The 25,582-nt window shown below is 60.6% G+C and carries 19 protein-coding genes and 1 riboswitch; of the genes, 17 read left to right on the top strand and 2 right to left on the bottom strand.

From position 1 onward, the window contains the following. Positions 1-180 precede the first annotated feature (180 nt). The 6 genes from PseuLF5_RS19150 to PseuLF5_RS19125 are packed head-to-tail and all read left to right on the top strand — an operon-like array spanning position 181 to position 9,096. Complete coding sequence (locus PseuLF5_RS19150; protein ID WP_340134328.1) at positions 181-2,202, top strand: type VI secretion system Vgr family protein; 2,022 nt, start codon at positions 181-183, stop codon at positions 2,200-2,202. After that, positions 2,199-3,032: a DUF4123 domain-containing protein gene (locus PseuLF5_RS19145; protein ID WP_340134327.1), complete on the top strand. Its 834-nt coding sequence runs from the start codon at positions 2,199-2,201 to the stop codon at positions 3,030-3,032. Before PseuLF5_RS19150 ends, PseuLF5_RS19145 begins: the two co-directional genes overlap by 4 nt. Next, positions 3,029-6,301, top strand: coding sequence for a toxin VasX (locus tag PseuLF5_RS19140; RefSeq protein ID WP_340134326.1), 3,273 nt, complete (start codon positions 3,029-3,031; stop codon positions 6,299-6,301). Before PseuLF5_RS19145 ends, PseuLF5_RS19140 begins: the two co-directional genes overlap by 4 nt. Beyond that, positions 6,298-7,221, top strand: coding sequence for a DUF6708 domain-containing protein (locus PseuLF5_RS19135; protein ID WP_340134325.1), 924 nt, complete (start codon positions 6,298-6,300; stop codon positions 7,219-7,221). The genes PseuLF5_RS19140 and PseuLF5_RS19135 overlap by 4 nt, the downstream gene beginning before the upstream one ends. Then, on the top strand, positions 7,218-8,135 hold the full coding sequence (locus PseuLF5_RS19130; RefSeq protein ID WP_340134324.1) for a DUF6708 domain-containing protein: 918 nt from the start codon (positions 7,218-7,220) through the stop codon (positions 8,133-8,135). Before PseuLF5_RS19135 ends, PseuLF5_RS19130 begins: the two co-directional genes overlap by 4 nt. A 4-nt stretch (positions 8,136-8,139) precedes the next feature. Continuing rightward, positions 8,140-9,096 carry a hypothetical protein gene (locus tag PseuLF5_RS19125; RefSeq protein WP_322375023.1) on the top strand — a complete coding sequence of 319 codons (957 nt, stop codon included), beginning with the start codon at positions 8,140-8,142 and terminating at the stop codon, positions 9,094-9,096. A 38-nt stretch (positions 9,097-9,134) separates the two neighbouring features. Here PseuLF5_RS19125 and PseuLF5_RS19120 read toward each other — a convergent pair whose 3' ends face one another. Then, positions 9,135-10,568, bottom strand: a complete 1,434-nt coding sequence (locus tag PseuLF5_RS19120) for a TolC family outer membrane protein (protein ID WP_123470860.1) — start codon at positions 10,566-10,568, stop codon at positions 9,135-9,137. Positions 10,569-10,774: 206 nt separating this feature from the next. Next, a riboswitch (TPP riboswitch) is annotated at positions 10,775-10,880 on the top strand. A 146-nt stretch (positions 10,881-11,026) separates the two neighbouring features. Between PseuLF5_RS19120 and thiC the strand changes: the two genes are divergently transcribed. Continuing rightward, a complete protein-coding gene (gene thiC / locus PseuLF5_RS19115; protein WP_095138094.1) occupies positions 11,027-12,916 on the top strand; it encodes a phosphomethylpyrimidine synthase ThiC in 1,890 nt (629 codons plus the stop codon). Between the two features lie 167 nt (positions 12,917-13,083). Next, positions 13,084-14,376, top strand: a complete 1,293-nt coding sequence (cytX, locus tag PseuLF5_RS19110) for a putative hydroxymethylpyrimidine transporter CytX (protein ID WP_123470862.1) — start codon at positions 13,084-13,086, stop codon at positions 14,374-14,376. Here the strand turns inward: cytX and PseuLF5_RS19105 are convergent. Continuing rightward, the gene (locus PseuLF5_RS19105) at positions 14,345-15,091 is read right to left on the bottom strand and encodes an RsiV family protein (protein ID WP_123470864.1); all 747 of its coding nucleotides are present in this window, start codon (positions 15,089-15,091) and stop codon (positions 14,345-14,347) included. The two genes, cytX and PseuLF5_RS19105, sit on opposite strands and share 32 nt — an antisense overlap. Positions 15,092-15,319: 228 nt before the next feature. On the opposite strand from PseuLF5_RS19105, the gene PseuLF5_RS19100 reads away from it, so the two are divergent. The 9 genes from PseuLF5_RS19100 (at position 15,320) to PseuLF5_RS19060 (ending at position 24,814) form a co-directional block, all read left to right on the top strand. Further along, on the top strand, positions 15,320-15,937 hold the full coding sequence (locus PseuLF5_RS19100) for an NUDIX domain-containing protein (RefSeq protein ID WP_128613697.1): 618 nt from the start codon (positions 15,320-15,322) through the stop codon (positions 15,935-15,937). Continuing rightward, positions 15,928-16,380: a DUF1249 domain-containing protein gene (locus PseuLF5_RS19095; RefSeq protein ID WP_007967395.1), complete on the top strand. Its 453-nt coding sequence runs from the start codon at positions 15,928-15,930 to the stop codon at positions 16,378-16,380. Before PseuLF5_RS19100 ends, PseuLF5_RS19095 begins: the two co-directional genes overlap by 10 nt. A gap of 99 nt (positions 16,381-16,479) precedes the next feature. After that, on the top strand, positions 16,480-17,295 hold the full coding sequence (cpdA, locus tag PseuLF5_RS19090; RefSeq protein ID WP_340134319.1) for a 3',5'-cyclic-AMP phosphodiesterase: 816 nt from the start codon (positions 16,480-16,482) through the stop codon (positions 17,293-17,295). Between the two features lie 281 nt (positions 17,296-17,576). Continuing rightward, the gene (locus PseuLF5_RS19085; RefSeq protein WP_123470869.1) at positions 17,577-18,185 is read left to right on the top strand and encodes a YqiA/YcfP family alpha/beta fold hydrolase; all 609 of its coding nucleotides are present in this window, start codon (positions 17,577-17,579) and stop codon (positions 18,183-18,185) included. A 42-nt stretch (positions 18,186-18,227) separates the two neighbouring features. Continuing rightward, complete coding sequence (gene parE / locus PseuLF5_RS19080; RefSeq protein WP_003221068.1) at positions 18,228-20,135, top strand: DNA topoisomerase IV subunit B; 1,908 nt, start codon at positions 18,228-18,230, stop codon at positions 20,133-20,135. Next, entirely contained in the window at positions 20,135-21,124 is a 990-nt protein-coding gene (locus PseuLF5_RS19075) for an esterase-like activity of phytase family protein (RefSeq protein WP_340134318.1), read from the top strand. The genes parE and PseuLF5_RS19075 overlap by 1 nt, the downstream gene beginning before the upstream one ends. Then, the gene (locus tag PseuLF5_RS19070; protein WP_123470873.1) at positions 21,121-21,645 is read left to right on the top strand and encodes a retropepsin-like aspartic protease family protein; all 525 of its coding nucleotides are present in this window, start codon (positions 21,121-21,123) and stop codon (positions 21,643-21,645) included. The genes PseuLF5_RS19075 and PseuLF5_RS19070 overlap by 4 nt, the downstream gene beginning before the upstream one ends. Before the next feature lie 7 nt (positions 21,646-21,652). Further along, a complete protein-coding gene (parC, locus tag PseuLF5_RS19065) occupies positions 21,653-23,917 on the top strand; it encodes a DNA topoisomerase IV subunit A (protein WP_003221074.1) in 2,265 nt (754 codons plus the stop codon). 186 nt (positions 23,918-24,103) lie between these two features. Then, a complete protein-coding gene (locus tag PseuLF5_RS19060) occupies positions 24,104-24,814 on the top strand; it encodes a PqiC family protein (RefSeq protein ID WP_123470874.1) in 711 nt (236 codons plus the stop codon). Positions 24,815-25,582 lie beyond the last annotated feature (768 nt).

Genomic DNA, 25,582 nt, shown 5'->3' with positions numbered 1-25,582 from the left:
GAGCAAGCTCCCTCGCCTCAGGTCCATCGTTGGCTTTGAGGAAGTGTCCTTCAGGCTTTGGGGAATCCCCCTACATCTATCTTTTTTTCGTCTTGTTAGCGTGCTGGCCAGTTTTCGCGAGCACGAACCAAGGACGGTTTGGACATCGCGCTCTTTTCCTCTTTGCTTAAGGATAAGCGTATGTTCCGGTCGGCCAATGCCGCGCATTTTGCGTTGCAGATTCCTGCTATCCGTCACGACTTTCAGGTGCTGGCATTCAATGGCACCGAAGCGATCAGCACCCTCTATACCTTCCACATCGAACTGGTTAGCGAGCACCCGGATTTCGATCTGGAGCGCCTGCTCAGCCAGCCTGCGTTTTTGCAGTTTGGCCACAACGGTGAAGGTATTCATGGGCGTATCGAAGACGTCCTGGTCGGTGAGGCCGGCAAGCGCCTGACCCGTTATCACCTGACGCTGGTGCCGGCGCTGCATTACTTGCAGTTCAGCCACGATCAGCGGATTTTCCAGCAGCGCACGGTGCCGCAGATCATCGCGCAGGTACTCAAGGGACATGGCATTCAGGGTGATGCCTTTACCTTTCATGTCACGGCGAACCCGCCGCGTGATTACTGCACTCAGTACGGCGAATCCGATCTGGAATTCATCCAGCGCCTGTGCGCCGAAGACGGCATCGCCTGGCATCACCAGCACTCGGCGGACGGCCATTTGCTGGTGTTCACCGACGATCAGGTGTTTCTGCCCACCCTCGGCGCCACGCCGTATCAGCAAGATAGCGGGATGGTTGCGGAGCATCCGGTGGTCAGCCGTTTCAGCGTGCGCAAAAGCACACGCACCAGCACCGTTACTCGCCGCGACTATGACCTCAAACGGCCGAGCCTGCTGATCGAAAGCCGCTTCACCGCCGAGTTCACCCCGACGCTGGAGGATTACCGCTATCCGCTGTTGATCGAGAACGAAAAGTCCGGCAAGCAATGGGCCCGGCAGGCGCTGGAGCGCCATCGCAGCGACTATGAATTGGGCCAGGGTCAAAGCGATCAGGCAAATCTGCGCTGCGGCCATCTGTTCGAACTGACCGAACACCCGCGCAAAAGCTGCAATGATCTGTGGCTGTTGCTCAGCGTATCTCACACTGGGCGACAGCCTCAGGTGCTTGAGGAAGCGATTACCAGCGACACGAAAGACACCGACGGTTTCACTCAGGGTTATCGCAACACCTTCAGCGTGATTCCTGCCGAGGTGGTGTTTCGTGCGCCGCTGCCGACACCGCGCCGTCCGCTGGTCTGCCAGACCGCACGGGTCACGGGGCCTCCCGGTGAAGAAATCTATTGCGACGAATATGGCCGAGTGAGGTGCGAATTCAACTGGGACCGCGCCGAACTCAACAGCGAGCGCAGCAGTTGCTGGATTCGGGTGTCGTCGAGTTGGGCCGGGGAAGGCTTCGGTTCGGTGACGATTCCACGCATCGGTATGGAAGTGGTGGTGACCTTTCTCGAAGGTAATCCGGACAAACCGCTGATCACCGGTTGCGTGCCCAACAAGGTCAAGTCTGCGCCCTGCACCTTGCCCGAGCAGAAGACCCGAACCGTACTGCGCAGCCACAGTTCACCGCACACCGGCGGTTACAACGAACTGATGATCGAAGACCGCGCCGGCCAGGAAAAAATCTACCTGCGCGCCGAACGTGATTTCGAACAACTGATCCTCAACGACAGCCACAACCAAATCCGCCGCGACCGTTTCGAGCAGGTGGACAACCACAGCACCAGCCTGATCAAGGCTGACGAGCGCCACACCACCGACGGTACGCGCAACACGGTGATCGGCCGCGACGACCTGCTCAGCATCAGCGGCAACAGCAGCACCACGGCGCAAGGCACGCTGGTGATTCAGGCCGGCCCGCATGCGCGGGTTACGGCCAGTCAGGTGGTGATTGATGCCGGCACAAGCCTGACGCTGACTGCTGGCGGCCATCACCTCGTGATCAATGCGGGCGGGATCTTCAGCAGTGTGGCCATCGTCGAGGGGGGCGCGCCGATGACAGGTGTCGCGCCGCAGACCGCGTTGGCGGCAGTGCCCGACGATTCACAGGTGCTGATCGCGCTGTCCATCACCCCGCAAATAGCCGCGCTGGCTCAGGCCGCAGAGCAAGCCGCTTCAGTCTGCGCCGTGTGCGAAAAACTGGCGCAGGTGAACGCATGAATCGGGCTTACCTGTTGCTGGATCGAGTCCAGATCGAAAACCTTTCGGATCGTCTGTTTGAAGTGACGGGCGGCGCGACGGTTCACTCGCTTTATCAGCGCACCGCCTACAGTCATTTGGAAAGTGTCGGCCCCGTGCTGATCGGCGTCGTGCCCGATAGCCCGCTGGCAAAGGTTTTTTCGCAGGAGTGGAGCGCAACGGCGGGCATCTGGCTGGAGTCGGCGGCCGATGAGAGTCAGGTGCAGGAGCATTTGCGCAGCTTGATCCATGCCCGAGTCGAGGGGGCGGCGACGGTTTTCTTTCGGTTCTACGACCCCCGTATCACCGCGTTGTGGCTGATGGACTTGCCCGCGCCCGAACGGGATCGGTTGATGGGGCCGGTACGGCTAATCCGTCTGCCAGAGTCACAAATCCATCAGCAAACCGAGCAACTTGCGATCCCGTATGCGGATAAGCCGTGGTTGCTGCTGACAGCGGAACAACTCGATCAACTGAACACTGCCAAACGCAAGTGTTTCGCCCGGCAATTGATCGAATACGGTCAATGTCACTTCCCCAAATCCCTTGGTTCACTGGCTTCGACTGCTTTGCAGCAGTGGGCCATGGACTGTCAGGCCAGTGCTGCACGTAGCGGCTTCAGTGCCGTCGATGAAGTCTTTCTCTGGGTGCGTTTCTGTGTGGTGTTGGGCGCTGACTTCCCCGATGGCCCGGAGCACGCTGCATACAGGCAGTTACTGGCCGAACCCGGACTCCTGCCGCGCCAGCGCTTGGACAGCCTCAGCCGTGCATTGACGCACCAGTTACTGAACGACAAGGACTTCACGCGATGAGCGCCGAAAAACTGGCCATGGTCGATGAGGCCGCTCAGGCCGAACGCGCGGCCAAAGCCCAGCCCCACGTGGACATCAACGGCCTGGTGCATCCATGCCCTGCCAGTCAGCCCGAACTGTTTGTCGTACCGGTTCGCTACGCGCTGGCGCACGAAAAATCTGAGCACGTTTGTTGCGTTCCCGCTATCGCGCCCGAGAGTTGGCCGATGGCGGCACGTCGTTTGCGGGCAGGGTTTGTGTACCTCTGGCAGCATCAGGGGCCGCTCAAGCGTTTTGCTGTTTCGCCACAGGGGCTGTTGCAGGAACAGGCGTTGGACGCGGCGGCCACTCCGGTACTCGATGCGACATTGACGGGCCTGGCGCTGCAAAAAATCCACGACGCCTGGATGCTTTACAGCGAGTTCCCGTTAAACGCCGAGCACTGCCAGTCGCTGAGCGACAGCAGCGCCAAACGCAGCCAGCATATGCGCCACATTGCCCTGCGCACAGTGGCCGACGAATTACAGGCCCCGCACTGCCCACCGCTGCAGAAGGCCGACGAGGTCATGGCCGAACTCATCCCTGACAGCTACGCCCGGTCGATGAAAGCCGATCAGCAAAAAAACGCCGAGGACACCGACGCACTCGGCGCGACGCTGTTAGAGAACCCGACCCCGACCAACATCAAGGCCTACACAGACGCCAGGCATCGTATTCGTGAGCGTCACAAAGTTCTCGATCAATATCCCGACGCCAGTGACGAGCCACCGGGCGAATGGAGCGCCGAGCCATGGGACGGGCAGGGCACGCGCGACTGGCTGGAAAACGCCCAGGCACACACCGGGGGGCTGTTCGCTGTCTTTGCCTGCCTGGACGACGATCTGGGCGTGTTGCGCGACATCAACCACGAACAGGAATGGCTGGAAACCGGCCACGAAAAATGGCTCGGCGAGAACAATCTGCGCCTGAGCATCGGCGGGTTTGTGCGCAGTTTGATCACTGAAGATGGCGCCGAACTGGCGGGCAATATCAGTTACCGCTACAAGGCGCACGACATCCGCCTCACGGCCGAGCAGGGCCAGATCATGCTTGATACCCAGGATCGGCTGGATGAAGAACTCAGGGCTGAAACCCGCGCCCGTCAGTACGGCGGTCGGCCGACTCAGGTCGAAGCTGCGGCTCGTGATGCGCGGATCGCGGCGATTGTCGGCCCGGTGCGGGCGTTTATACCGGCGGACCTGTACTACGAGGCAGAGGCCGTTGTCCGTGAATATCGCGCGCAAAAACACGCCAACCTCAACAGCCATGCGTTCAGCGCCAAGGTCGGCGAGTACATCGACCTCGACGCCATGAACACCTGGTTCACTGACACCGCCGCTGCGCATTATCAACAACTCGAACAACGCCACACCGCACTGTTCGCCGACCGTGGCGTATACCTGAAACGCTCCGCCAGCGGTACCTGGTTTGTCGATTACGACGACCTTGAAACTCGCCAGTGGCTGACCGAACTCGCCACCGGTTGCCTGACCGCGCAATGCATCCGCGCCCAGGGCGCCGAGCAATACGCCGACTACGTGCGCACCGCCGACGGTGGCGCACTCCGGCAGTTGTTCCACGCCTGGACGCCGTCGCTCGAGGCGGCGGTCAACAACGCCTCGCGCCTCGGCGAGTTGATGGCCGCACTGTCCGCCGACAACCTCAGCGCCACCCATCAGGCCTTGGCGCCGTTGAGCGTGGCAGTGCTTGATCACATCGCAAGCATGGCTCGGGATGCCGGCAGCCAATGGAGCGTGCTGGTCAATCGGCTGGGCGCGGCGTTGCTGCTGCTCAAGGGTGACAAGGGCTTCAGCGCGTCCTGGATGAGCATTTTTATTGCCGCGAGGTTGGGCGCTGAGAGCCGTTTACAATTCGTGACCGAGGGCGTGCGACCGGCGTGGAAATTGTTGGGGCAACGGGCCGAGGCGTTGGATGAATGGGTGAGCAAGACGGGGAAAGCCATTGGCGTTGGGCGGGTGGAACGGATTGTGAATTCGCCGGTGGTGGTCAACAGCGGGGGAGTGGTGCCGCTGGCCGCGTTGTTGCTGAACGTGGTGAATGTGCAGAACTATTTGCGCGAGGCCGGGGTGCTGGCGGGGATGGAGGCCCGGCGGGTGAATGAGACCGTATCGGCGAGTTTGTATGGGGCGGCGGCGTTGGTGGCGGTTGTTGATAGTCAGGTGCGGATGGGGTTGGGGAAGGATCGGTTTTACTTATTTGGTTCTGCTGCGCCCGCGCTTACGTTGTTTGGTGGGGTGGTTGGTGCACTCTCGACCGGTGCAGCGATAAACGAATTTCAGTCCCTGCAATCACGATTGGAAAGCGCCCAAAACCAAATCGATCCGTGGCTGCAGATGCGCCAAATAACGGTAGGGGGACAGGTAGCGGCCTTCGGCGCTCAAGCGATATTAGGGTTTGGGTACACCGCCCGCGCCTTGGCAGGCTCAATAACTGCGGAAGTCGCTATCTTGCGCTACACGCTCTACATGGGGCCGTTGAACTGGATCATTCTGGGCCTTGGCGTGCTGTATCTGACTGCCTGGATTTTCGAGAAAACGCCGCTGCAAAACTTCCTGAACAACTGCTGTTGGTCTAAGGCCCGAGCTAACGATTTGGAGCCTATTGCGCCCAAAGCCCAACAGGACGAACTCGACCGTTTGTACCTCATCCTCTATACGCCTCGGGTCACCATGCAAAGCAGTTCTGATCCGGCGCCTGATAATGGCCGTTCCGGCCTGGCTTTCGTCAGTGCCATTAATTCTCTGACCATCGACTTGCCGGGCGCCGAGCCAGGCAGTGTCTACCTGGAACTGAGCATGGTCGGTGACCCGGTGGATACTCTCGAAAACCGATATTTGATCAAAAACAGTCGGACCGGCAATTTCAAACCTCCCCGTCCGTGGCGCGATATGACGCCCTATTGGTTGCCGGGCACCCTCTGTCAGTGGATACCGATCGAGGAAGGACAGGGGCTGCGCATAAGCGGCCCTTTCAAAGAGGTAAAAGACTTACTGCGCACACCACCTGGCACGTTGTCGCTAAGGTTGCGTTATCGCACGCCTCTGACCGGGATACTCGGTGCTCGTAGTTTTATCGGCGGGGAGCGAGGTTTGGCTTTTACCCTGAACAATTCAACGGGTGTCATAGCGCTGCGAGCCGACCCAACGCCTGAACTTGACCGTGTCCCGAAATACCCGCTCGGTGAGGATCACCCCGGAGCCATTTACCTGCAGCCGAAGGACAAGCGATGAGTACGCCACTGGCAGGCACAACTGAAAAAAAGATGTTTTCGCGCAATGACTATCTCGCGCCATTACCTATTCCCACCGGTAGGAAGTCTTCTGATGTGCTCAACATCATCTGGCGCAAGAACGAGGTTTTTCTTGATATTGGTAACTACAGCATTGGATCGGCAGTAATGGTGCTGTGGCCGTCACTAATGGTATTTGTGTTTATGGGGGTTATCACTCCAGCCCCCGGGTTGATCTGGATTGCGGCGTTATTGATCATTGGTATCCCTTCAATATTTGTGATTCAAGGCCTCTTTCGCGAAGTCCCTTTACCCATACGCTTCAACCGCCAACGCCGCGAAGTCTGCGTGCCCCGCGACAACGGTGAATACTGGATTGTCCCGTGGGAAACGGTAACAGCCGCCGCCACCCAGCAGTCATCCGTCAGTCAGGCCGGTAAAGCCGCAATGGGTCTGCTGGTCATCGGTTTCGAAAACCCGGACCCGCAAGCCACGGAAGACAACAAGCATTTTTCGCTGGGCTTCAACTGTGGCGGTGGCACCACGGCGATGGCGTTGTGGGAGTGCATGCGCAGTTACATGGAGATCGGGCCTGACGCAGCCCCGGATGCGGTAGCGCTTAATTCCGGCGCCAACCTCCGTTACTACATCGACTACATGAGAGATAAAGCCAGCGAACGCGGTTGGTTTTTGACTCTACTGTGGGAAGGCGTATTTGGTGTGTTTATCTTCAATGCACCTCTCGCGACTTATCTGCAAAGGAGGAAGCTGTACCCGCCACCCGATCTGCCTTATCCCGACATCATCGAATGGTCAAAACCACTCCCTGCGGATGATTGGGCCAAACGTTCCGCCGAGTTGGAAGAGGCCATTGCCAAACGCGAAGCCGAGTTGGCCGGACGAGTTGAGGCACAGGCATGAGTACGCCACCGGCAGGCACTACGAAAAAAGGGATGTTTTCGCGCAATGATTACTTGGCGCCGTTGCCCATTCCTACGGGTGAAAAGCCCTCTGATGTGCTCAACATCATTTGGCGCAAAAACGATGTGTTTCTCGACATTGGTAACTACAGCATCGGCTCGGCGGTGATGGTGATGTGGCCCGGAGTGGTGTTGTTTTTGGGGTTGGCATACATCTTCAAAGATCCGGATGCTTTGATCTTGGGGGCGTGCATCATGGCACTCCCCATTTTTTGGTTGATCCAAGGCCTCTTCCGCGAAGTCCCTTTACCCATACGCTTCAACCGCCAACGCCGCGAAGTCTGCGTGCCCCGCGACAACGGTGAATACTGGATCGTCCCGTGGGAAACCGTGACAGCTGCCGCCACTCAGCAGTCATCCGTCAGTCAGGCTGGTAAAGCCGCAATGGGTCTGCTGGTCATCGGTTTCGAAAATCCAGACCCGCACGCCACGGAAGACAACAGACACTTTTCCCTAGGCTTCAACTGCGGCGGCGGCACTACCGCGATGGCATTGTGGGAGTGCATACGCAGTTACATGGAAATCGGACCTGAGGCTGTCCCCGACAGTCGGGTGGGTATCGCGCCTTACGAAGAAACCCAAATCGGATCGCTCCTTGTCGACTTGCGCAAAGGGGAAGTGTTGAGCGTACTGTGGGGAGTTTTCTGCATAACGCTTCTGGGCACCTATCTGGCGGAAAAGCTGCAGGACTGGAAGCTTTCCCACCCACCGGAATTGCCCCATCCCGACATCATCGAATGGTCAAAACCACTCCCTGCGGATGACTGGGCCAAACGTTCCCCAGAGCTGGAAGCTGCCATCGCTCAGCGCGAAGCTGAGCTAGCCGAGCAAGCCTTGCTGATGAGTCGGTGCTGAGCCAATGACGTCTCGACTGCCCGATCTGCCCATCCCCGGACAAGGCGATTTGCCGGACTACGAGGTCCGTCTCCCGACGCACCTGCGGCCCGACGCCAATCGGTTGATCCGCTATCTGCACGAATTGCCGTATCGGCGAGTGAAGTTTTGCCCATGGTGTAGCAACACCAATCTGACCTGCCAGACTCATCCGGCCCGTCGGCTACCGTACTACTACTGCGGCTCATGTCAGAAAGGCTGCAACAGTCTGAGCGATACGCCGTTCGCCAATCTGCGCCGTATGGAGCTGTGGTCCACGTTTGCGCTTTACTTGTTGGCCGGCTGGTCCAGTGTCCAGATAGCGCCTCGTCTGGGAATGAACCATAAGGTCTATTTCAGTTGGGGCAAAGCAACCCGCGAGGTGATGGCCGAAGAGTGCCCTGAGTTGTATCAGTGGTGGACGACGCGACATTACCGGGAAAACCTGCAAGCCCCCGAGCATATTGCTGCGCAGCAGCAAGCGGTCATGGCCTGGATCGACACGATGCTCAATGCCCGGCACGCGATATGCCCCAAGTGTAAAGGCGATCGAACCTATCGAATCACAGGGATTCGTCCCAAGTTCAAATGTGATCCCTGTGTGACCTGCTTTTCCATTCTGTCTGGAACGCCATTGGAAGGGATGATCCGGCCTGACCTCTGGCTAGACTTCGTGAAAGGGGTGATGAATGGTCAAAGCATCCCGGATCTCAAGCGCAGTTCCGGGCTGGGCATGGGGGCCAGTACACGCTGGCGGCGACAGTTTTTGTTATTGATCGAAGCGTTGGGGCACGCTGAGCTACTGGGATGGATCACCTGGATGCGTAGTCGGCGAAACAATGAAGCGGTCAGTTTCGTGCGCCAAGGTGGTCATCTGGACAAGGCGCAGCGGTCCATCTATCCGCAAGGGCGGCGCAAGGGCGGATTTGTCTGGCGACAATGATCAGGCAACGAAAACCCGCATTTCTGCGGGTTTCTGGATTAAGGCCGGGCCTTGAGCTGTGCCTCGGCGGCCTTGGCCAGATCCGGCGGCAAGAAGTCCTTGTCCGGGTTGTAGTCGGCTTTGAGATAGCGCGTCAGGTCCTGCAGGTCACCCGGGTTCAACGTCCCCGCCGCCTGCTTGAGGCGCAGGTTGTCGAGGATGTAGTCGTAGCGGGTGTTGTTGTAGTTGCGCACTGAGGTGTACAGCTGACGCTGGGCATCGAGCACATCGACGATGTTGCGTGTACCCACCTGATAGCCGATTTCCGTGGCTTCCACGGCGCTCTGGTTGGAGATGATCGACTGGCGGCGCGCCTGCACCTGCTCGACATCGGTATTGACCGCGCGGTGCAGGTTGCGGGTGTTTTCGACGACCTGCCGGCGCAGGGCTTCACGCTGCTGCTCGCTCTGATCCAGTTGCGCATAGGACTGGCGCACTTGCGAGCTGGTCAGTCCGCCACTGTAGATCGGGATGTTCAGTTGCAAGGCCAGCGTGCGCTGATCGACGTTGCCACCGTAGGGGGTGCCGAAGGCGTTCGGGTTGGCGAAGCCGAGGGCGTCGTTGTCACCTTTCTCGTATTTGGCCACGGCGTCGAGGGTCGGCAAGTGGCCGGCCTTGCGCTGCTTGAGGGTCTGTTCGGCGGAACTGACCGCAAAGTTGCTCGCCAGCAGATTGAGGTTCTGTTTGGCGGCGGTGTCGACCCAGGCCTTGGCGTCGTTCGGCGCCGGCGGCAGGATCGGTAGTGTATGGACGATGCCCTGAATCGAGTTGTACTGACGGTTGGTCAAGGTGATCAGTGCTTCGAAGGCATCGTCGACCTGACGCTGGGCAACGATGCGGTTGGCGCGCGCGGTGTCGTAACTGGCTTGCGATTGCAGCACGTCGGTCTTGTCCGACAGGCCCACATCGAAGCGTTCGTTGGACTGGTCGAGCTGACGCTTGAACGCGGCTTCTTCAGCCTTGGTCGAGGCCAGATTGTCCTGACTGCGCAGCACGTTGAAATAGCTTTCGGCCGATTGCAGGATCAGGTTCTGCTCGGTGGCCGACAGTTGCAGCGCGGCCTGCTCGTTGACGTCCTTGGCCGCCTGGTACTGGAACCAGCGGTCGGCGCGGAACAATGGCTGAGCCAGCGTCGCCTGATAGGAATGCGCGCTGCGAGTGGCATTGGCCGAAGGCTGGTCGATCGAGGTGCGCACGTCGGCGACTTCGGCGCCGCCGGACAGGTTGGGCAGCAACCCGGCGCGAGCCTGTGGCACCACTTCTTTCTGCGCGCCGTACTGGGCGCGGGCAGCGGCCAGATCGGCGTTGTTGTCGACGGCTTCCTGATAGACGCTGACCAGATCGGTCTTGGTCGACAAGGGCGCTTCTGCTGCCCAGGCCATTGCGTTGGACGCACAAGACACGGCAAGAGCCAGTGAAAGTTTGCGCAGCATGAGGCGATCCCTAGCAAGAAATATTACGAAAATAATGTGCGCGCCAAGGCTAAGGCGCAGCTCCCGCAGCGTCAAGGCGCACAGGGCAAAGCGAGTGTAGTTGTGCAATCGTGCGGCAACAATCCTGCAAGTCCCGGTAATTGCGCCATTCATCATGGTGTTTGCTGCGGTGTTGGCGTTCTTTGTCGGTTGTGTCTAGACTGGCCGGGTTCTTGTCGGGGTGCCTTGCTATGAGGCTGAGATCGAATAATTTCGGATCCCGTTGAACCTGATCAGGTTAGCGCCTGCGTAGGGAACAAGATTTCTCGTCACCCGGCGAGTCCTCTTGTGCTTCGTCCGGGATATTGTTCGACAATCGAACGCTCGACGACGATGCACAGCACCGGTCCTGGTGCGTCCGTGCCTTTCAGGTTCTGCTCCGACAATCCATTGCCTGGATGCTGTCTGGAGAGCCCGTGATGACTACAAAAGCAAAAAACGCGATCAACCTGAGTGACTCGGCCAAGGTCGATGAGCAGTCGGTTCAGCCGTTCACCCGTTCGCAAAAAGTCTACGTTCAGGGCTCGCGCCCGGACATCCGCGTGCCGATGCGCGAAATCACCCTCGATGTGACGCCGACCGACTTCGGCGGCGAAATCAACGCGCCGGTCACCGTGTATGACACCTCGGGCCCGTACACCGATCCGAACGTAGTGATCGACGTGCGCAAAGGCCTGGGTGACGTGCGTTCGGCGTGGATCGACGACCGTGGCGACACCGAGCGTCTGCCAGGCCTGAGTTCCAACTTCGGCCAGGAACGCCTCGCCGACCCGGAACTGACCAAGCTGCGTTTCGCCCACGTCAACAACCCGCGCCGCGCCAAGGCCGGGGCCAACGTCAGCCAGATGCACTACGCGCGCAAAGGCATCATCACCGCCGAGATGGAATACGTCGCCATCCGCGAAAACATGAAGCTGCAAGAGGCCCGCGCCGCTGGCCTGTTGAACCAGCAACACGCCGGCCACAGCTTCGGTGCGAGCATCCCGAAAGAAATCACCGCTGAATTCGTTCGCGAAGAAATCGCCCGTGGCCGCGCGATCATTCCGGCCAACATCAACCACGTCGAACTGGAACCGATGATCATCGGCCGTAACTTCCTGGTGAAGATCAACGGCAACATCGGCAACAGCGCTTTGGGTTCGTCCATCGAAGAAGAAGTGGCGAAACTGACCTGGGGCATTCGCTGGGGTTCGGACACCGTGATGGACTTGTCCACCGGCAAACACATTCACGAAACCCGCGAGTGGATCATCCGCAACTCGCCAGTGCCGATCGGTACCGTGCCGATCTACCAGGCGCTGGAGAAGGTCAATGGCGTTGCTGAAGACCTGACCTGGGAGCTGTTCCGCGACACGCTGATCGAGCAGGCCGAGCAGGGCGTCGACTATTTCACCATCCACGCCGGCGTGTTGCTGCGCTACGTGCCGCTGACCGCCAAGCGCGTGACCGGCATCGTTTCCCGTGGCGGTTCGATCATGGCCAAGTGGTGCCTGGCGCACCACAAAGAGAACTTCCTCTACACCCACTTCGACGAAATCTGCGAAATCATGAAGGCCTACGACGTCAGCTTCTCGCTGGGCGACGGCCTGCGTCCGGGCTCGATTGCCGACGCCAACGACGAAGCGCAATTCGGCGAATTGGAAACCCTCGGCGAGCTGACCAAGATTGCCTGGAAGCACGACGTGCAGTGCATGATCGAAGGCCCGGGGCACGTGCCGATGCAGTTGATCAAAGAGAACATGGACAAGCAGCTCGAGTGCTGCGACGAGGCGCCGTTCTACACCCTCGGCCCGCTGACCACCGACATCGCGCCGGGCTACGACCACATCACCTCGGGTATCGGGGCGGCGATGATCGGCTGGTTCGGTTGCGCCATGCTCTGCTACGTGACGCCGAAGGAGCACCTCGGCTTGCCGAACAAGGATGACGTGAAAACCGGGATCATCACCTACAAGATCGCCGCACATGCCGCCGACCTTGCCAAGGGCCACCCGGGCGCACAGATTCGCGACAACGCCCTGAGCAAGGCGCGGTTCGAATTCCGTTGGGAAGACCAGTTCAACCTCGGCCTCGATCCGGACACCGCCCGTTCGTATCACGATGAAACCCTGCCGAAGGATTCGGCCAAGGTCGCGCACTTCTGCTCGATGTGCGGGCCGAAATTCTGCTCGATGAAGATCACTCAGGAAGTCCGCGAATACGCGGCCAACCAGCGGATCGACGCGGTCGACGTGGACGTCGCCCAAGGCCTGGCGGAGCAGGCCGAGCGGTTCAAGAAGGAAGGCAGTCAGCTGTACAAGAAGGTTTGATCTGACCTGAGTCCGGCGGCGTTCGCGCCGCCGTCATCGCGGGCAAGCCCGCTCCCACAGTGTTTTGCGTTGCTCACAAAATGTGTGTTCAACAAGGATCCTGTGGGAGCGGGCTTGCCCGCGATGGCGATCAAAAAAACAACAAATGTCCCTCTGAGATAACACCCTTGAGCATTCAACCCAGCACTTATTCCCCCGACCTCGCCGTGCCCGCTGACAAGCGTGTGTTCGGCGGTCGCGATCTGTTTTCCCTGTGGTTTTCCCTCGGCATCGGCCTGATGGTGTTGCAGACCGGTGCCTTGCTCGCGCCCGGTCTGGGCTTGTCGGGTTCACTGCTGGCAATTTTCCTCGGCACTCTGGTCGGCGTCCTGCTGCTGGCTGCCGTCGGTGTGATCGGCAGCGACACCGGCCTGTCGTCGATGGCCGCGCTGAAACTCAGCCTCGGCAGTAAAGGCGCGAGCCTGCCGGCGCTGCTTAACCTGCTGCAGCTGATTGGTTGGGGCTCGTTCGAAATCATCGTCATGCGCGACGCCGCCAGCCTGCTCGGCACCCGGGCGTTCAGCGAAGGTTCGCTGTGGGCCAGTCCGATGCTCTGGACCTTGTGCTTCGGTGCGCTGGCCACCTTGCTCGCGGTCAGCGGGCCGCTGACCTTCGTGCGCAAGATCCTGCGCAAGTGGGGCATCTGGCTGATCCTCGCCGCGTGCATCTGGCTGACCTGGAACCTGTTTGCCAAGGCCGATCTGGCGGCACTCTGGGCGCGTGCCGGGGACGGTTCGATGCCGTTCGCCGTGGGCTTTGACATTGCCATTGCGATGCCGCTGTCGTGGCTGCCGCTGATCGCTGACTATTCGCGGTTCGGCAAGCGTGCGAAGAACGTCTTCGGTGGCACGGCCATCGGTTTCTTCATCGGCAATTTCTGGCTGATGAGCCTCGGCGTGGCCTACACCCTGGCGTTCGCGCCGAGCGGTGAAGTCAATGCGTTGCTGCTGGCTTTGGCCGGTGCCGGCCTGGGGATTCCGCTGTTGCTGATTCTGCTCGACGAATCGGAAAACGCGTTTGCCGATATTCACTCGGCGGCGGTATCGAGCGGGATTCTGCTGCGCTTGAAGGTCGAGCATCTGGCCTTGGCCATCGGCGTGCTTTGCACGCTGATCGCGCTGCTGGCGCCATTGGCGCAGTACCAGAATTTCCTGTTGCTGATCGGCTCGGTGTTCGCGCCGCTGTTCGGCGTGGTGCTGGTGGATCACTTCATCCTGCGCAAGCGCAGTGCTCAGGTCGCGTCAGCTGCATTGCGCTGGCCGGCGCTGTTGGCGTGGCTGGGCGGGATCAGCACCTACCACTTGCTGGCGAACTTGTATCCGGACGTCGGCGCGACCCTGCCGGCACTGGTGCTGGCAGGGCTGTTGCAACTGGTGCTCGGTCGAGCCTTCAGTTACGGCCCGGAAACAGCTCGGGTTTGACGATGCCGTTCAGACGCGGGTAAGGAATCTTCAGTTCGACGTGGCCCAGCGCGTAAGGCGCGAGGGTGCTCACGTCGTACTTGAGGATCACGCCACCGTAGGTCAGCGCCACATTCGGGGTTTTCACGAACGGCCAGTTCTTCACGAACTCGGCTTCCTGATCGAGCTTGGTGCTGATCAGCCAGCTGTTGTGCGCCACTTGCGCGGCCTTCCAGAACGCCTCTTCCTGACCCGGCAGCAACATGTCCGACAGGTTCAGCACTTTATGCTGCTGGCGCGAATAGTTGATGAAACCGCGACCCGGGGTGCCATGGGCGCCGCCGGTGTCGAGGTAGCTCGACAGCTCGATGATCACCAAGCCGTCATGCTGCTCGCGTACCTTGGCCTGCAAATAGCTGCTGTTGCGCGGGCCAGCGGTGCGCAGGAACTGCTCGCGATAGGCCGCCAGCGTTGGCGCTACCGGTTCATTCGCCTCGGTGCGGGTCATTTGCAGCAGGCGTTTTTCGATAATGCCGTCCAGGGCAGGCTCGGCCGGGAAGTGCAGGGTGTCGATGTTCACCAGCGGGCAGTCCGGGTTGGAGCAACCGGGTTTCAGGGTTTCCGATGCGTCGCGGGTGGTTTCCAGCGGCGTGCGGTAGTTGGGCTGGAACAGGTTGGCGCAGGCGCCCAGGGTCAGGGCGATGGCGGCCACAGAGGCAATTTTGAAAAGCGACATGGGCGTCCTTTCTGAAACAGGGGAAGGCAAAAAGTTATCCGCTTCGACTCTCGCCGAAGCAGTCAGTTCGCCACTAAGCTAATTAGAGTGGGTTTCGCCGCCACCGTCCATCCCGCTGACGGTAAAGGGGCTGCATCAATCATCACGAGCGCGTTAGGATGGCGCGAAGTCGGGGTTGCCAGTGACAACAAGGAACCTCGTATCGGATTTGCAGTAAAGAGGATGTTCATGACTGATTTTGCCAACGCCACCCCGGCCACCGTTGATGTCGTAAAGCGCGAGCGCTGCTACCAGGGTTTCTACAAGCTCGACCGTTTGCACCTGCGCCATGAATTGTTCGCTGGCGGCATGAGTCGCGAGATCGACCGTGAGGTCTTCGTGCGTCACGACGCGGTATGCCTGCTGCCTTACGATCCGCAGCGCGACGAAGTGGTGCTGATCGAGCAGTTTCGCGTCGGCGCCCTGGGCAAGACCGACAACCCGTGGCTGGTGGAACTGGTCGCCGGTCTGATCGACAAGGCAGAAGTGCCGGAAGAGGTTGCTCACCGCGAGGCGCAGGAGGAAGCTGGACTGGACATCAAGGCCCTGTGGCCGATGACCCAATATTTCCCGTCGCCGGGTGGCAGCAACGAATTCGTGTACTTGTTTCTGGGGCGTTGCAGCACCGAAGGCGTAGGCGGCCTGCATGGGCTGGAGGAAGAGGCAGAAGATATCCGCGTCACGGTCTGGGCCTTTGAAGATGCCTTGCAGGCTGTCCGTGACGGACGCATTGCCAATGCGGCGAGCATCATCGCCTTGCAGTGGCTGGCGCTCAACCGCGCCGAAGTGAGGGGGCTATGGTCGTAAACAAGCTGCGCGATCGTTATCGGGTTGACCTGGCGGGGCTGCAAGCTGCCTGCGAGGCCAACTACGCGCGCCTGATGCGACTGGTGCCGGACATGCGCAATGACCCCGAGGCACGGCGCATTGCCGTGACCCAGGGCGAGCAGATGCTCGGCGTACTGGCCCTCGAAGTGCTGCAGACCTGTCCGTACACCACCACGTTGCAGGTGCGTCAGGAACACAGCCTGCCGTGGTTGCCGGTGCCGCAACTGGAGGTTCAGGTCTATCACGACGCGCGCATGGCCGAAGTGATCAGCGCCGAACATGCACGACGCTTTCGCGGCATCTATCCTTACCCGAACGCCGCGATGCATCAGCCGGATGAAAAGGCCCAGCTCAATCTGTTCCTGGGGGAATGGCTGAGCCATTGTCTGGCCCTGGGGCACGAGTACGAAGTCGTTCGCTAGTTGTGAACTGCGTCCGGTTCGTCGGTTTCCCCTTTCGCTCATCCCCCAGCATAATTGCGGCACCTGACCGATTCCGTGCTTTTGCCCTGGGAGAGCGCCTTGCCGAGCGTATCCACGTTGACCACCGCCGATGCGGCGTTGCTGGTGCAGTTGTCCGACAGCCATTTATTCGCTGAAGCGGATAGCACGCTGCTGGGCATGAACACCCGTCAAAGCCTGCAAAAGGTCATCGAATTGGTGCTGGGGCAGCAGCCGCAGATCGACCTGATTCTGGCCACCGGCGATATCTCCCAGGACGGCACAGTGGAGTCATACCAGCAGTTTCGCCAGATGAGCGCGCAGATCGCTGCCCCGGCGCGGTGGATCCCCGGCAATCACGACGAACCGATGATCATGGCCGAGGCTGCCGTGCAGAGCGCGTTGCTGGAATCGGTAGTCGATATCGGTAACTGGCGGGTGACGCTGCTCGATTCGGCGGTGCCGGGTTCGGTGCCGGGGTATTTGCAGGACGACCAGTTGCAACTGCTGGCCCGTTCGCTGAGCGAAGCGCCCGAGCGCCATCATCTGGTGTGCCTGCACCATCATCCGGTGGCGATCGGTTGTGCGTGGATGGCGCCGATCGGTTTGCGCAATCCAGAGGCGTTTTTCGAGGTGCTGGATCGTTTTCCACAGGCTCGCGCGGTGCTGTGGGGGCATGTGCACCAGGAAATCGACCGCGAACGCAACGGCGTGCGCCTGTTGGCCTCGCCTTCGACCTGCATTCAGTTCGAGCCGGGGAGTGATGACTTCAAGGTCGGTGAGCAGGCGCCGGGGTATCGCTGGTTGCGGTTGTTGCCGGATGGGCGCCTGGAAACTGGTATTGAACGTGTGACCGGTTTTTCCTTCACCGTCGATTACGGCTCCGACGGTTACTGATCAGATCAAAAGCCCCTCACCTCTCCTAGAGGGAGAGGGTGCTGACCGAGGTGTCTGGCGTTATGCATCGACCTGAAAGATTGTGTCGATTGTGGATTCGGTGAAGCTCTTTCAGGTCGGCGTACTTCCGAAATATCCCCCAATCAGTCCCCTCTCCCTTTGGGAGAGGGCTAGGGTGAGGGCCGCCCCTGCTGCGCGAGCAATTTCTCGAAACCACCCCCCAATCCGCTCTTCTCTCCCTGTAAACTCCGCAAACCCAAACCGACACTCAGGGAGCTCAAATGTCCGGTTCGATCCTCTATATCCACGGTTTCAACAGCGCCCCGGCCTCGAAAAAGGCCTGTCAGCTGGTCGCGGTCATGGAGCAGCTGGGTTTGAGCGACAAGTTGCGTGTCCCGGCCCTGCATCACCACCCGCGTGAAGCCATCGGTCAGTTGGAGCAGGCGATTGCCGAACTGGGTCGCCCGTTGCTGGTGGGAAGCTCACTCGGCGGCTACTATGCGACTCACCTGGCCGAGCGCCACGGCTTGAAAGCCCTGCTGGTCAACCCGGCCGTCAGTCCGCACCGGATGTTTGACGGGTACCTGGGCACGCAGAAAAACCTGTATACCGATGAGACCTGGGAACTGACCCACGACCATGTGACGGCCCTGGCCGAGCTGGAAGTGCCGGCACCACAGGATGCGCAGCGTTATCAGGTGTGGTTGCAGACCGGTGATGAAACACTGGATTATCGCCTCGCCCAGCAGTATTACCGGGCCTGTGCCCTGCGGATTCAGGCCGGCGGCGACCATAGTTTCCAGGGGTTTGCCGGGCAATTGCCGGCGTTGCTGAGTTTTGCCGGCATTGGCGCCGATTTGTATCAGGCAATTGATTTCACCGCACTGTGAAGTCTTGCCCCTTTTTCATTGAATCACTGACGACGAGACCCTATGGCCACTCCCAGCGCTAGCTCTTATAACGCCGACGCCATCGAAGTCCTCTCGGGCCTCGACCCGGTGCGCAAACGCCCCGGCATGTACACCGACACCAGTCGGCCGAACCACCTTGCCCAGGAAGTCATCGACAACAGCGTCGACGAAGCCCTGGCCGGCCACGCCAAATCGGTGCAGGTGATCCTGCACGCCGATCACTCGCTGGAAGTCAGCGACGACGGCCGTGGCATGCCGGTCGACATTCACCCGGAAGAGGGCGTGTCGGGCGTTGAGCTGATCCTCACCAAACTCCATGCGGGCGGCAAGTTTTCCAACAAGAACTACCAGTTCTCCGGCGGTCTGCACGGGGTGGGTATTTCCGTGGTCAACGCCTTGTCGACCGAAGTCCGGGTGCGCGTCAAGCGTGACGGCAACGAGTACCAGATGACCTTCGCCGATGGCTTCAAAGCCACCGAACTGGAAATCGTCGGCACCGTCGGCAAGCGCAATACCGGCACCAGCGTGTACTTCGCGCCGGACCCGAAATACTTCGATTCACCGAAATTCTCCATCAGCCGCCTCAAGCACGTGCTCAAGGCCAAGGCTGTGCTATGTCCGGGGCTGCTGGTCAGCTTCGAAGACAAAGGCACTGGCGAGAAAGTCGAATGGCATTACGAGGACGGCCTGCGCTCCTACCTGGTGGACGCGGTCAGCGAATTCGAACGCCTGCCGGACGAGCCGTTCTGCGGCAGCCTGGCCGGTAATAAAGAAGCGGTCGATTGGGCGCTGCTGTGGTTGCCGGAGGGTGGCGACGCGGTGCAGGAAAGCTACGTCAACCTGATCCCGACGGCGCAGGGCGGTACCCACGTCAACGGTCTGCGTCAGGGCTTGCTCGACGCGATGCGCGAGTTCTGCGAATTCCGCAGCCTGCTGCCGCGTGGCGTGAAGCTGGCGCCGGAAGACGTCTGGGAACGCATCGCTTTCGTGCTGTCGATGAAGATGCAGGAGCCGCAATTCTCCGGCCAGACCAAAGAGCGCCTGTCGTCCCGTGAAGCGGCGGCGTTCGTCTCCGGAGTGGTCAAGGACGCCTTCAGCCTGTGGCTCAACGCCAACCCGGAAACCGGTCTGGCCCTGGCCGAACTGGCGATCAACAACGCCGGTCGCCGCCTCAAGGCCAGCAAGAAGGTCGAGCGCAAGCGTGTTACCCAGGGGCCGGCGCTGCCGGGCAAACTGGCCGATTGCGCCGGGCAGGACCCAATGCGTTCCGAGCTGTTCCTGGTCGAGGGTGATTCCGCCGGCGGTTCTGCCAAGCAAGCGCGGGACAAGGAATTCCAGGCGATCCTGCCGTTGCGCGGCAAGATCCTCAACACCTGGGAAGTCGATGGCAGCGAAGTGCTGGCCAGCCAGGAAGTGCACAACATCGCCGTGGCCATCGGTGTCGATCCCGGCGCCGCAGACATGAGCCAACTGCGCTACGGCAAGATCTGCATCCTCGCCGACGCCGACTCCGACGGTCTGCACATCGCCACGCTGCTGTGCGCCTTGTTCGTCCAGCATTTCCGCCCGCTGGTGGATGCCGGTCACGTCTACGTGGCGATGCCGCCGCTGTACCGCATCGACCTCGGCAAAGAGATCTACTACGCCCTCGACGAAGCCGAGCGCGACGGGATTCTCGACCGTCTGGTGGCCGAAAAGAAACGCGGCAAGCCACAGGTCACCCGATTCAAGGGTCTGGGCGAAATGAACCCGCCGCAGCTGCGTGAAACCACCATGGACCCGAACACCCGGCGACTGGTGCAACTGACGCTGGGCGATGATTTCGCCGAGACCTCGGAAATGATGGACATGCTGCTGGCGAAGAAACGCGCCGGTGACCGCAAGACCTGGCTCGAATCCAAGGGCAACCTCGCCGAGGTGCTGGCCTGATGCGCTTCGGCGTCGCCCTGGCATGTGCGTTGCTGCTGGGCTCGATGACGGTGGCGGCCGAGCCGGTGCCCGAGTTGAAGCTGCTGGCCGAGCATCCGGTCGACGGCATGCGCGGCGGCAACCTCTCGGGGTTGGCGGTGTGCGGCAAGGATTTGTGGACGGTGTCCGACCGTGACGACGAGCAGATCTATCGCCTGAACACGGGCGATCAGGTCTGGCAGGCCGAAACCGTGCCCCTCGACGTGCCGAAAGTACCCGACAGCGGCTTGCCGTGGGGATTGAGTTCGCGCACCTGGGCGGCGTCGTTCATCCGTGGCGGCGACCTCGATTTCGAAGGGATCACCTGCGACAGCGCCGGTAACCGCTACATCGTCAGCGAAGCCCATGCGGCGGTGCTGCAGGTGTCGCCCGAGGGGACGGCATCGTGGCTGAAAATCTCGCCGATGCTGGTCAAGGAAGCCCGGGCCAGCGGCATGTTGCTGCACTTCAATGCGTTGTTCGAAGGCCTGGCGATCAACCCGGCGGGCGATGAAATGTGGCTGGCGGCCGAGCGTGAACGGCGTGGCCTGCTGAAGATCAAGCGTCAGCAAACGGTCTGGGATTGCCACGGCGGCTGCGTTTTGCTCAGCGAAGCCGGGGTGGAGATGCAGCCACCGCAGTTTCCCAAGGCTCGCGCCGTCAGCCGTGATTTCGCCGACTTGTCGCTGTTCAACGGCAAGCTGTTCACCCTTGAGCGCAATGCGTTCAGGGTCTGTCGGCGCGATGCGGTGACGGCCAAGGTCGAACGCTGCTGGTCGTTTGCTGAAGAGGCCTTGCAGCCACAACGGCTTTATTCCCAGGCCTACGGTCTGGCGGAAGCCTTGGTGGTGGACGCCGACGGCGCGTGGATTGGCCTGGACAACAACGACGGTGTCCGCGCCGATGGCGAGAAACGCCCGATCGTCTGGCGCTTCGCTGCGCCTGAAGGTGGCTGGAGCGCCAAGCCGTGAGCCAGCAACCGCCGGGCAAGCGCGCCGGCCGGGTATTGATGATTCTGGCCTGGTGCGCGGCGTTGTTTCTGGCGACGCGGTTTTTTGGCCAGTGGGAGCAGCGCCAGCAGAATCCGAACGTGGTGATCACGTCCGAGCAGCATGACGGCGTGATCGAAGTGAAGCTGGCCGGCAACGCCCAAGGGCATTTTGTCGCCAGCGGCCAGATCAACGGTGAGCCGGTGGAGTTCATGCTCGACACCGGCGCCACCGATGTGGCGATCCCGGCGGATCTGGCCAAACGGTTGAAACTGGAAGAGGGTTTCGGTGTAACCCTGAGCACGGCCAACGGCCTGAGCCAGGGCTACCGGACCAAAATCGACCGCCTGCAACTGGGCGACATCGTGCTGCGGGACGTCCGCGCACTGGTGGCGCCGGGGCTGCATGGCGATCAGGTGCTGCTCGGCATGAGCGCCCTGAACAAACTTGAATTTACCCAGCGCGGTGGCACCATGCTGCTGCGCCAGACAACGAACCGATGAGGCCCGCATGAGCGACTCCCTTGATCTCAGCCTGGACGGTGTAGAACGCCGCTCGCTGGCTGACTTCACCGAAAATGCCTACCTCAACTACTCCATGTACGTGATCATGGACCGTGCTTTGCCGCATATCGGCGACGGCCTGAAACCGGTACAGCGGCGTATCGTCTACGCCATGAGCGAACTGGGGCTGGATGCCGATTCCAAGCACAAGAAATCGGCGCGTACCGTCGGTGACGTGCTCGGCAAGTTCCACCCGCACGGCGACTCGGCGTGCTACGAAGCGATGGTGCTGATGGCCCAGCCGTTCAGCTATCGCTACACACTGGTCGACGGTCAGGGCAACTGGGGTGCGCCGGACGATCCGAAGTCCTTCGCCGCCATGCGTTACACCGAAGCCCGTCTGTCGCGCTATTCCGAAGTGCTGCTCAGCGAGCTGGGCCAGGGCACCGCCGACTGGGGCCCGAACTTCGACGGCACTCTGCAGGAGCCGCTGGTGTTGCCGGCACGTTTGCCGAACATCCTGCTCAACGGCACCACCGGTATCGCCGTGGGCATGGCCACCGACGTGCCACCGCACAACCTGCGCGAAGTCGCCACTGCCTGCGTGCGCCTGCTCGATGAGCCGAAAGCCACGGTCGAACAGCTCTGCGAACACATTCAGGGCCCGGACTACCCGACCGAAGCGGAAATCATCACCCCGCGCGCCGACCTGCTGAAAATGTACGAAACCGGCAAGGGCTCGGTGCGCATGCGCGCCGTGTACCACGTCGAGGACGGCGACATCATCGTCACCGCGTTGCCGCACCAGGTGTCTGGCGCCAAGGTGCTGGAGCAGATCGCCGCGCTGATGCAGGCCAAGCCGTCGAAAGCGCCGCAGATCGCTGACCTGCGTGACGAATCCGACCACGAAAACCCGTGCCGCATCGTGATCATTCCGGTCAACAGCCGCGTCGATCACGAAGCGCTGATGCAGCACCTGTTCGCCAGCACCGAGCTGGAGTCGACCTACCGGGTCAACGTCAACATCATCGGTCTGGACGGCAAGCCACAGCTGAAAAACCTCCGTGCGTTGCTGGTCGAATGGCTGGAGTTCCGCGTGCTGACCGTGCGTCGCCGCCTGCAATTCCGCCTCGACAAGGTCGAGCGTCGCCTGCACCTGTTGGACGGCTTGCTGATCGCTTACCTCAACCTGGATGAAGTGATCCACATCATCCGCACCGAGGAGCACCCGAAAGCCAAGCTGATCGAACGTTTCGCCCTCAGCGAGATTCAGGCCGACTACATCCTCGACACCCGTCTGCGTCAGTTGGCGCGACTGGAAGAGATGAAGCTGCGCGACGAGCAGGACGAACTGCTCAAGGAACAAGCCAAGCTGCAAGCGCTGCTGGGCAGCGAAGCCAAGCTGAAGAAGCTGGTGCGCACCGAGCTGCTGAAAGACGCTGAAACCTATGGCGATGATCGTCGTTCACCCATCGTCGAACGTGCAGAAGCCAAGGCGCTGACCGAACACGACCTGTTGCCGAACGAAAAAGTGACTGTCGTGTTGTCGGAAAAAGGCTGGATCCGTTCGGCCAAAGGACACGACATCGACGCCACTGGCCTGTCGTACAAGGCCGGTGACGGCTTCAAGACCTCGGCGGCGGGGCGCTCCAACCAGTTTGCCGTGTTTATCGACTCCACCGGCCGCAGCTATTCGGTCGCCGCGCACACCTTGCCGTCGGCCCGGGGCCAGGGCGAGCCGTTGACCGGCCGTCTGACGCCGCCGCCCGGCGCCACGTTCGAGTGCGTGCTGATGCCGGAAGACGATGCGCTGTATGTGATCGCGTCCGATGCCGGTTACGGCTTCGTGGTCAAAGGCGAGGACCTGCAAGCCAAGAACAAGGCCGGTAAGGCCCTGTTGAGTCTGCCGAACAACGCCAAAGTCATCGCGCCGCGGCCAGTGGCCGATCGTGAGCAGAACTGGCTGGCCTCGGTCACGACCGAAGGTCGCCTGCTGATCTTCAAAATCAGCGATCTGCCACAATTAGGGAAGGGCAAGGGCAACAAGATCATCGGTATTTCCGGTGAGCGTGTGGCCAGTCGCGAAGAATATGTCACGGACATCGCCGTACTGCCGGAAGGCGCCACGTTGGTGCTGCAGGCCGGAAAACGGACCCTGTCGCTGAAGGCCGACGACCTCGAACACTACAAGGGTGAACGTGGCCGTCGTGGCAACAAGCTGCCAAGGGGCTTCCAGAGGGTGGATGCGCTGCTCGTCGAAAACCTCAATTAGGCGAAAACGCCCACCTAGAGGCGTCGATCTACGATTTAACGCGTAGATCGACGCTTTGGCGCTGGAGTCGGAACGCATATTCACGGATGATATGGCCTTTCCAAACGCCGGCGTGGCCGAGCGTTCTTCATATTTATTGAGTATTTTCACTGTGGTCAGCCTTGTGGCGGCCACCTGGACGGGATGATGACTGCTCTGCGCCCCCTTATTTTCCTGCTCGCCGGCGTTTTGGGCCTGGCGGGTTGCAGCGTTCACCAGCCGGTGTCGCTGTATCAGCTGGACAGCGGAAGTCCGGCTCAGCCTGCGCAAAGCGCAGGCATGGCGGTTTTGTTGGGTCCGGTAGTCATTGCTGATTACCTGCAACGTGAAACCCTGCTGCAACGTCAACCGGACGGTAGTCTGCAAGCGGCGACCGACGGTCGCTGGGCGGGCAGCCTTTCGTCGGATATCGATCAGTTGCTGATGCGTCAGGTGGCTGGCCATCTGGACAGCCAGCGTGTGGTGCTGGCGCCGGCGACCCTGGGTTTTACCCCGGATGTGCAGGTGTTGCTGACCATCACGCGTCTGGACTCGGGGGAGAAACAACCGGCGATCCTCGATGCGCAATGGCGCTTGATCGACCGTCGTGGTCAGGTGCGCGATAACCGCATCGTCCACCTGCAGGAGCTGCATGCCGGCACCACGGCTTCGCAGGTTCAGGCGCAAGGCATTCTGCTGCAGCGTCTGGCCGAGCAGTTGTCGGTGGCGCTCAAACCGTTGGCCAATCAGCCGCCGGTGGCTGAAGCACCGCGTAAAGCGGCCCCCAAACCGGCCGCGCCGGCAGCGGAAGCCGAGAAGCAGCCAAAGATTCCGATGGCTTCGCCGATTCGCACCGATATGGAAGTGTTCCGCTTCTAAGTCGGATCGAGTCAAAACAGAGCCCGCCTTGTGCGGGCTTTGTTGTGTCTGGGGTTTGGTGGGGGAGATCACAAGCCCCTCACCCTAACCCTCTCCCGGAGGGAGAGGGGACTGACCGAGGTGTCTGGTGCTATGCATCGACCTGAAAGAGCCTGGCGATTATGGATTCACAGCTGGGCGTTCACGTCGCTGCAGGTCTTCAATATTCCCGGAGGGAGAGGGAGAGGGAGAGGGCTGGGGTGAGGTTATGCATCGACCTGAAAGAGCCTGGCGATTATGGATTCACAGCTGGGCGTTCACGTCGCTACAGGTCTTCAATATTCCCGAATCGGTTCCATCTCCCCGAGGGAGAGGGCTGGGGTGAGGTTATGCATCGACCTGAAAGCGCTTGGTGATTATGAATTCACAACTGGGCGTTCAAGTCGCTGCAGGTCTTCAATATTCCCGGATCGGTTCCCTCTCCCGGAGGGAGAGGGGACTGACCGAGGTGTCTGGTGCTATGCATCGACCTGAAAGCGCTTGGCGATTATGGATTCACAGCTGGGCGTTCACGTCGCTGCAGGTCTTCAATATTCCCGGAGGGAGAGGGCTGGGGTGAGGTTATGCATCGACCTGAAAGAGCTTGGCGATTATGGATTCACAGCTGGGCGTTCAAGTCGCTGCAGGTCTTCAATATTCCCGAATCGGTTCCATCTCCCCGAGGGAGAGGGCTGGTGTGAGGTTATGCATCGACCTGAAAGAGCCTGGCGATTATGAATTCACAGCGGG

Source organism: Pseudomonas sp. LF-5 (assembly GCF_037626295.1).
GTDB lineage: Bacteria > Pseudomonadota > Gammaproteobacteria > Pseudomonadales > Pseudomonadaceae > Aquipseudomonas > Aquipseudomonas monsensis.
The sequence above is the reverse complement of the archived record's forward strand: the minus strand, read 5'-3'. Positions and strand labels throughout refer to the sequence as shown.

Coding starts and splice junctions, on each gene's coding strand:
- parE (WP_003221068.1), top strand. CDS start 18,228: ATGGCCACTCCCAGCGCTAGCTCTTATAACGCCGACGCCATCGAAGTC.
- thiC (WP_095138094.1), top strand. CDS start 11,027: ATGACTACAAAAGCAAAAAACGCGATCAACCTGAGTGACTCGGCCAAG.
- PseuLF5_RS19105 (WP_123470864.1), bottom strand. CDS start 15,091: ATGTCGCTTTTCAAAATTGCCTCTGTGGCCGCCATCGCCCTGACCCTG.
- PseuLF5_RS19100 (WP_128613697.1), top strand. CDS start 15,320: ATGACTGATTTTGCCAACGCCACCCCGGCCACCGTTGATGTCGTAAAG.
- PseuLF5_RS19140 (WP_340134326.1), top strand. CDS start 3,029: ATGAGCGCCGAAAAACTGGCCATGGTCGATGAGGCCGCTCAGGCCGAA.
- PseuLF5_RS19075 (WP_340134318.1), top strand. CDS start 20,135: ATGCGCTTCGGCGTCGCCCTGGCATGTGCGTTGCTGCTGGGCTCGATG.
- PseuLF5_RS19085 (WP_123470869.1), top strand. CDS start 17,577: ATGTCCGGTTCGATCCTCTATATCCACGGTTTCAACAGCGCCCCGGCC.
- parC (WP_003221074.1), top strand. CDS start 21,653: ATGAGCGACTCCCTTGATCTCAGCCTGGACGGTGTAGAACGCCGCTCG.
- PseuLF5_RS19125 (WP_322375023.1), top strand. CDS start 8,140: ATGACGTCTCGACTGCCCGATCTGCCCATCCCCGGACAAGGCGATTTG.
- PseuLF5_RS19120 (WP_123470860.1), bottom strand. CDS start 10,568: ATGCTGCGCAAACTTTCACTGGCTCTTGCCGTGTCTTGTGCGTCCAAC.
- PseuLF5_RS19145 (WP_340134327.1), top strand. CDS start 2,199: ATGAATCGGGCTTACCTGTTGCTGGATCGAGTCCAGATCGAAAACCTT.
- PseuLF5_RS19135 (WP_340134325.1), top strand. CDS start 6,298: ATGAGTACGCCACTGGCAGGCACAACTGAAAAAAAGATGTTTTCGCGC.
- PseuLF5_RS19130 (WP_340134324.1), top strand. CDS start 7,218: ATGAGTACGCCACCGGCAGGCACTACGAAAAAAGGGATGTTTTCGCGC.
- PseuLF5_RS19095 (WP_007967395.1), top strand. CDS start 15,928: ATGGTCGTAAACAAGCTGCGCGATCGTTATCGGGTTGACCTGGCGGGG.
- PseuLF5_RS19060 (WP_123470874.1), top strand. CDS start 24,104: ATGACTGCTCTGCGCCCCCTTATTTTCCTGCTCGCCGGCGTTTTGGGC.
- PseuLF5_RS19150 (WP_340134328.1), top strand. CDS start 181: ATGTTCCGGTCGGCCAATGCCGCGCATTTTGCGTTGCAGATTCCTGCT.